General features: G+C 66.1%; 8 protein-coding genes. 6 read left to right on the top strand and 2 right to left on the bottom strand.

Features of this window, described 5'->3' with window-relative positions:
• Positions 1-408: insulinase family protein (locus AAGI46_14470; protein ID MEM1013412.1), on the bottom strand; the 408-nt coding region annotated here is incomplete at its 3' end.
• A gap of 116 nt (positions 409-524) precedes the next feature.
• Between AAGI46_14470 and AAGI46_14465 the strand changes: the two genes are divergently transcribed.
• Genes AAGI46_14465 through AAGI46_14455 form a run of 3 tightly spaced genes read left to right on the top strand, consistent with a single transcriptional unit; the run spans position 525 to position 2622 of the window.
• Positions 525-1202: a Uma2 family endonuclease gene (locus AAGI46_14465; protein MEM1013411.1), complete on the top strand. Its 678-nt coding sequence runs from the start codon at positions 525-527 to the stop codon at positions 1200-1202.
• Between the two features lie 49 nt (positions 1203-1251).
• Complete coding sequence (gene mdh / locus AAGI46_14460; GenBank protein ID MEM1013410.1) at positions 1252-2190, top strand: malate dehydrogenase; 939 nt, start codon at positions 1252-1254, stop codon at positions 2188-2190.
• A 27-nt stretch (positions 2191-2217) separates the two neighbouring features.
• Entirely contained in the window at positions 2218-2622 is a 405-nt protein-coding gene (locus tag AAGI46_14455; protein ID MEM1013409.1) for a thioredoxin family protein, read from the top strand.
• A gap of 269 nt (positions 2623-2891) precedes the next feature.
• Here AAGI46_14455 and AAGI46_14450 read toward each other — a convergent pair whose 3' ends face one another.
• Positions 2892-3896: a hypothetical protein gene (locus tag AAGI46_14450; protein ID MEM1013408.1), complete on the bottom strand. Its 1005-nt coding sequence runs from the start codon at positions 3894-3896 to the stop codon at positions 2892-2894.
• 251 nt (positions 3897-4147) lie between these two features.
• On the opposite strand from AAGI46_14450, the gene AAGI46_14445 reads away from it, so the two are divergent.
• The 3 genes from AAGI46_14445 to AAGI46_14435 all read left to right on the top strand — a co-directional run.
• Positions 4148-4900, top strand: coding sequence for a hypothetical protein (locus AAGI46_14445; GenBank protein MEM1013407.1), 753 nt, complete (start codon positions 4148-4150; stop codon positions 4898-4900).
• A gap of 22 nt (positions 4901-4922) precedes the next feature.
• Positions 4923-6053: a M20/M25/M40 family metallo-hydrolase gene (locus tag AAGI46_14440; GenBank protein MEM1013406.1), complete on the top strand. Its 1131-nt coding sequence runs from the start codon at positions 4923-4925 to the stop codon at positions 6051-6053.
• 186 nt (positions 6054-6239) lie between these two features.
• A partial coding sequence (locus AAGI46_14435; GenBank protein MEM1013405.1) for an SDR family NAD(P)-dependent oxidoreductase occupies positions 6240-6788 on the top strand: 549 nt, incomplete at its 3' end.

The raw sequence follows: 6788 nt of genomic DNA, 5'->3' as shown, positions 1-6788 counted from the left end.
GTTGACGACGCTTCGCTCGGTGACGAACTTCTCCTCGTCCACCTTGAACGACGCCATGCGATCAGCCTCGAGCCACAAAGCCATCTCCAACGCATTGGCCGGCACGGTGTTGATGTATGTGGTCTGATCGAACGACGTGAAAGCGTTCGAGCTTCCGCCGACGCCATTGATGCGCTTCATGTGCTCTTCGGACGCGACGTGCTCGCTGCCGCGGAACATCATGTGCTCGAACAGGTGCGCAAACCCCTGCCGATCCGGCTGCTCGTCCTTCGAGCCCACGTGATACAGCACGCGAACGTGGACGACGGGTGCGTTGTCCATCGGGGCGTAAACGACACGCAGCCCGTTGTCGAGCGTCTCGGAGGTGAAATCGATGTCGGGTACCACAATGGCCACGCTATCGGCCATGTCGTTGGTCGCGACCGTCGAATCAGCAAATGCCGGCGCGGCAGCAGCCGCAGCGACGAGACAAAACGCGGAGGTGAATCGCATTCGAGAGCTTAGGAGTGTGTTAAACTCGTTGCATGTCGATGATGCTCGCCCCACCTTCACAAGACGTGAAGCCGACAGAGCCGGTGGAAGCGGCCAAGGCTGAGCCACCTATGCAGGAACGGTCGGCTCCCGTCGAGGTCGAACGCATCGGTCCGACGCCTTTCCGATGGACGCCGGCCGAGTACAACCGGGCGGCCGAAGCCGGCTTTTTCAACGATCAACGCGTCGAGCTCATCCGAGGGAGGATTCTGTACATGTCGCCGATCGGACCGGATCACACTGTCGCAAGCACGAAGGCTCGCTACCGCCTCGGTGATCACTTCAAGGAACAGGACGGCTTTATCATCGGCACGCAGATTCCGCTCCGCCTCGAAGACTCGGAACCCGAGCCTGACCTCTTCGTCTTCCGCGGCACCGTCGACGACGAAGCCGGCGGCGACAACGAGGTCGTTCTCGTCCTCGAGGCGGCCAAGTCCTCTCTGACCTTCGATCGCGGCACGAAACTCTCGTTGTACGCCGAGAACGGCTACCTCGACTACTGGATTTTGAACCTCGTCGACAACGTCCTTGAGGTCTATCGCAACCCCATTCAAAGCAACGGCACCTGGACCTACGCAGACAAGACCACGATCTCCGTGGACGGAACCATCTCGCCACTGGCCAAGCCTGAGGCGGTCATCCGGGTCGCCGATCTCCTGCCGCGGCAATGAGTCCGAGGTAGTGGCGAAGGTCGACCGACCGGCGCTAGCCTGCTCGACCATGCGACGCCCCAAAATTTCGGTCATCGGTGCAGGCAACGTCGGCGCGACTTGTGCCGTCTGGGCTGCTCAGAAGGAACTTGGCGACATCGTGCTCGTCGACATCCCGCAAGTCGACGGCATGCCGCAGGGCAAGGCGCTCGACCTCATGCAGGCTTCGCCGGTCGAGGGCTTTGACTCGAACATCGTCGGTGCGACCGACTACGACGCGACGCAGGGCAGCGACGTCGTCATCGTCACGGCCGGGCTGCCGCGGAAACCGGGCATGAGCCGCGACGATCTGATCGCCAAGAACACCGAGATCGTCCGCGGTGTCGCGAAGCAGGTCGCCCAACACTCGCCCAACGCCGTCATGATCGTTGTCAGCAACCCGCTCGACGCGATGGTCTACGTCGCCTGGAAGGCCAGCGGCTTCGAGCCGAACAAGGTCGTCGGCCAGGCCGGCGTGCTCGATACGGCACGCTATCGCACGTTCTTGGCCCAGGAAATCGGCTGCAGCGTCGAGGATGTCACCGCACTGCTGCTCGGCGGGCACGGCGATGACATGGTGCCGCTGAAGCGATACACGTTCGCCGGCGGCATTCCGGTCGAGCAGCTCGTCCCGGGCGACAAGCTCGAGGCGATCATCGACCGCACCCGCAAGGGCGGCGCCGAGATCGTCGGCCTGCTCAAGACCGGCAGCGCGTACTACGCCCCGTCGTCCGCCAGCGTGCAGATGGCTGAGGCGATCATCCGCGACAAGAAGCGGATTTTGCCGGCCGCCGCGTACTGCAACGGGCAGTACGGCATCGACGGCTACTTCGTCGGCGTGCCGGTCGTTCTGGGCTCTGGCGGCGTGGAGAAGGTCCTCGAAATCGAGCTCGACGACGACGAGAAAGTTGCCTTCCAGACGAGCATCGACCACGTCAAGGAGCTGGTGGAAGTCGCCAGCAAGTTCTGACGCGACCCTTCCGGCGTACCATTGGGCATGCGGGAAGCCATCAAAGTTGCCGCTATCGCGATCGGTGTTGTAGCGATCCTCTGGATCGTCAACCGCAGTTCCGGCGATCCCGGTCCGGCGGACATCGCGTGGAAGACGAGCCTCGCCGACGCGTCGGCCGAGCGGCCGCGGCTGCTCTACTTCACCGCCGACTGGTGCGGCCCGTGCCAGACGATGAAGCGCGAGACGTGGCCCGATGACACCGTCGAGGAGGCCATCAAGGCGTTCGACGCGGTGTACGTCAACATCGATGATCACGAAGACCTCGCACGCCAATACGCGGTCGCGACCATTCCGACGATCGTCGTCATCGATGCCAACGGCGAAGTCGTCGACTCGATCCAGTACAGCACCGCGAGCCAGATGGTCTCGTTCCTCCGAGCGAACTCGTGAAAGTTTAACGAATCACGTCGCAACGCGATGGGCGCGGATCCACGTTGGATGAAGCGTCCCGTGCCACGACGTGACAACGTCGTGCCCTCGTTCTGACGCGACATCGTCACGTCGTTGCGCAACGCCACTCGGTGAGAAGCGAATAGATCTCGCATCAGTTCGCTTAGCGGTGAGCGCCAGCGAGCCTCTGTCCGCGCTGACCGAAGGCTCGCTGACGCTCACCGCGAAACGCGAGAAATGGTTAGCTTTCGCGGTCTGGGCAGACTTCTCTAACGGAGCCGCGCGATACCGAGCTTGTTGCTGAACTGCTGCTCGACCAGTCGGTAGCCATCGACGTGTCGATCGATGTCGACGACGCGCAATGCGGGCGTCGCTTTCGGTCGCGGGGCGGCGTCGTAGCCGATGGCGAGCATCCAGCGGCACACCGGACGCAGCACGTCGAACCGTCGGCCCTCGGGCACGATGCGCTCATCGGCCGAACGGGACGTGTCGACCGCATCCTCCAGCACCGCCAAAGCGATCGGCGACGCGAGCTGGGCGTCGCGGAGCGCGTTGGCTCCGTAGCCGACGCCCCACGCGGCGATGCGGTCGGCGTCGACGAGCGGACGATGCCGAACGTGCTCGACGGCCGCCGCGACGTCGAGCGACTCCTTCACGCCGAACGTCGTCGGCGAGGCATGCTCTTCGGCGGCATTGCGCAGCCGAATCGCCAGGACCCCGAAGCCCTGTTCGTGCAGACGCGCGACCAGCGGCAGCATCTGGCGTTCGTCGTGGCCGACGTCGTGGACGAGCACGACGGCAGGGGCGGCTTTGCTGATCTCGTCACGGATGATGTCCGACGGCGGGATCCAGATGCCGACCAGCTCGCGGCCGTCATCGGCGGTGAGGGTGACCCGTTCGGCGTACACGCCCGCGGGCAGGCCGAGGGACGCCTCGAGCGGCGGCAGTGCGGGCTTGGCGGCGTGCCAGGTGAGCACCGTCGCGACGACGAAGAGTCCCGGCAGAACCCACAGCGTCTGCCGAAGCGACCTCGACGTCACCCGGCCCAGCGGCATCGCGCCCGCACCGCGGTCGAACATCGGCGTCGCGAGAATCGGCCAGCCACGGCTGACGACCCAGCGACTCACGCGGACGAGCAGCAGCCCCGTCGCGGCGAGGCAGAACGCGGTGAAGGCCGGCACCCGTCGGACGGGCGGGATCAGGTGCATCCACCAGCGGGAATCGGGTCGATCCAGATCACTCTGGGTGATCGGCGTGAGGCTGACGCGCTCCATGCAGACTCCTTGCCATGGCCGCAGTGCGAGGCGTGACGTCGCGGCGGCGGACGGTGTCTGACATCGCATTCAAACGGCGCGTTCACAAGCTGCCCGTCTTACCCATCTTGTTATCCCCGTCGCGTTGAATCGCGCGGGCGGTTGCTGTAGCTTCGCAGCGCGGACGTGTTGGGGCAGGAAGCCCCTCGCGGATCGTGCCGCCCGACGCGTCGGGCAGGCCCATCGCAAACCCTTGCACAGGAAGGTCACGGATGACCCGTTCCCCTCGCCCGGGCCCTGGCGGAAAACTCGCCCTCTTCGAAGTTCTCGGCGGCAACGGCTCCAGTGAGCCCGCGGCCGCTCCTGCTGCGCCTGCGTCTTCGCCCAGACGGGTTCGCTCGTCGGACGGCTCGACGGCGCCGTGGTTCCGCGTCTCGACCGACGGCGGCCGGGTGCACGTCTCGACCGCGCCGGTCACCGCCATCGCTGCCACTGGCGTCGTGGCTGTCGGATTGGTGGCCGCGTTTGTTGTCGGACGCGCGACGGCTTCGCGCGAGGCCTCAGCGCCCGTCGACCAGCAGGCGGCGATCATGCCGGAGGTGCTCGACCTCGACACGCCCGGTGCCGACATCTCGGCCGCTCCGCCGGTCGCGTCGCTGGCTGACCCGGTCGCGAGCGAGCAGCTCGTCAGCGAGCCGACCGCCCAGCCGATTCCGATCACGCAAACCGGCCGGCTCAAGGGTCGCAACTACCTCCTCATCCAGAGCTATCACCCAAGCGAACGAGACGGGGCCGAGGCGACGGTCGAAGCGCTGCGTTTGGCGGGCATCGGTGCGACCACCGAGACCGGCGTCCGCGGCTGGAGCAATCGCATCTGCGTCGTCGGCACCGAGCCGTTCACCCGGCAGACGCGCAATCCCGAGCTCGACGAGTACAAGCGGCGCGTCGACGCCGTCGGCCGAGCCGTCGCGGGCAAACGTGGCATCAAGCGGTTCGACCCGCAGCTGGTCCGATGGGGTCGCTAGCTCGAGTGGCTAGAACTGGGCCATGCCTGACGACCTGAAGCTGCTCCGCGAACTCACCGCCCTGCCGACGGCCGCGTTCCTGGAGGACGAGGTCCTCGCGCACGTCGACGCCTGGGCGAAACGGCGGAAAAACCTGAAGGTCGAGACCGATCGCTTCGGCAATCGGCTGATCAGCACAAAGGGCAAGGGCCCGCGGATGGTGTTCGTCGCGCATGCGGACCACCCCGCGTTCATGAGCAACGAAACCGTCGACGGCGTCCTGCACGCCGAGTTCCGCGGCGGCGTGTTGGCCGAGTGCTGCGTGCCGGGCACGAAGGTCCGGTTCGGCGAGGTCGTGGCGGCCGTCATCAAAGCCGAGGCCGACGACAAGAAGCGGCTCGTCGGTGCCACGTTCAAGTTGCCCCGCGGCACACGTGTCGCGCCGGGCATCCCAGGTAACTTCGACTTCGGCCGAATGCCGAGCAAGGTCCGCGGCAAGCGACTGGTCGCCCGTGCTTGCGACGACCTTGCGGGACTGGCCGCGTGCCTGGAATCTTTGGATCGCGTGCGTAGCCGGGCCAAGGCACCCGTCGCCGTGCTCGTCACGCGGGCGGAGGAAGTCGGCTTCATCGGAGCGATCGCGGCCGTCAAACAGAAGACCAAGGGCCTGCTGCGTAAGGACGACCGGATCATCAGCATCGAAACCAGCGCCGCCCAGCCGGCCGCACCGATGGGCGAGGGCTGCGTCTTGCGCGTCGGCGACAAGACCAGCGTCTTCCACAGCGGCCTGACCGACTTCCTGCACCGCCGCTGCCAGGCGCTTGCTGAGAAGGACAAGACCTTCAAGTTCAACCGCGCGCTCATGCCCGGCGGCACGTGCGAGGCGACGGCCTTCGACGCGTTCGGCCACATCGCCGCTGCGGCCTGTGTGCCGCTGGCCAGCTACCACAACATGGACCGCGAGAAGAAGCGCATGGCGGCGGAGGAGATCGACCTGAATGACTGGCGGTCGCTCGTCAAGCTCCTCGCCGACGCCGGCCTGCACTCCGCCGAGTTCGACGGCAAGCCGACCGCGCTTCAGAAGAGCATGACCGACCGCTTCAACCAGCACGTCCGCCTCTTCGCCAAGCCGCACCTCTCCATCCGCGGCGAAGCCGGGCCGGGAGCCGACTGAGTCACGGGCTCACCATGCCACCTCCGTCATCCTGAGCGAGCGCAGCGAGTCGAAGGACCTCGCCTGCGCGAACGGACAGACGAGGTCCCTCGGCTGCGCTCGGGATGACGGAGGTGGGAACCGTCGGCCCCCAAGGATTGGCATTTTGCACTTGCATGCCTCGCCGCAACGTCTCATAACTGGGACGTGAGGCCGGATCCGCCTTTTCTCGGCCAAGCGTGCGTCGTCACCGGAGCCAGCAGCGGCATCGGCCGGGCGATTGCGATTGCGCTCTCGGAAGCGGGCGGCGTTCCGGTGCTGGTCGGTCGTGACAAAGAGCGCCTCGTCGAAGCCGTCGCCGCCTGTCCCGGCGAAGCCGAAGCCGCGGCCTTTGATCTGACGGACGACGACGCGGTGCGACGGTTCGTCGACACGCTGCCCGATCGCGTCGGCGTCGTCGTCCACAGTGCAGCGCTGGCGAAGGCCGGGGCGTCGCTCGATCTGCCGGTCGACGAACTGGATCGCCAGTTCGCCACCAACGTTCGAGCCCCGTGGGTGCTCAATCAAGCGATCATGCCGAGGCTCGAAGCCGCCCGTGGACAGGTCGTTTTCATCAACTCCGGTGCGGGGCTGAACGCGCGACGTGACTTCTCCGTCTACTGCGTCACCAAGTTCGGCCTGCGTGCCTACGCCGACGCCCTTCGCGAAGAGGTCAACCCGCGTGGCGTCCGCGTCATCAGCGTCTACCCCGGCCGC

It is taken from the genome of Planctomycetota bacterium (genome assembly GCA_038746835.1).
Taxonomy (GTDB): domain Bacteria; phylum Planctomycetota; class Phycisphaerae; order Tepidisphaerales; family Tepidisphaeraceae; genus JBCDKH01.
Note: the sequence above shows the minus strand (reverse complement) of the source record. Positions and strands in the feature narration are given on the sequence as shown.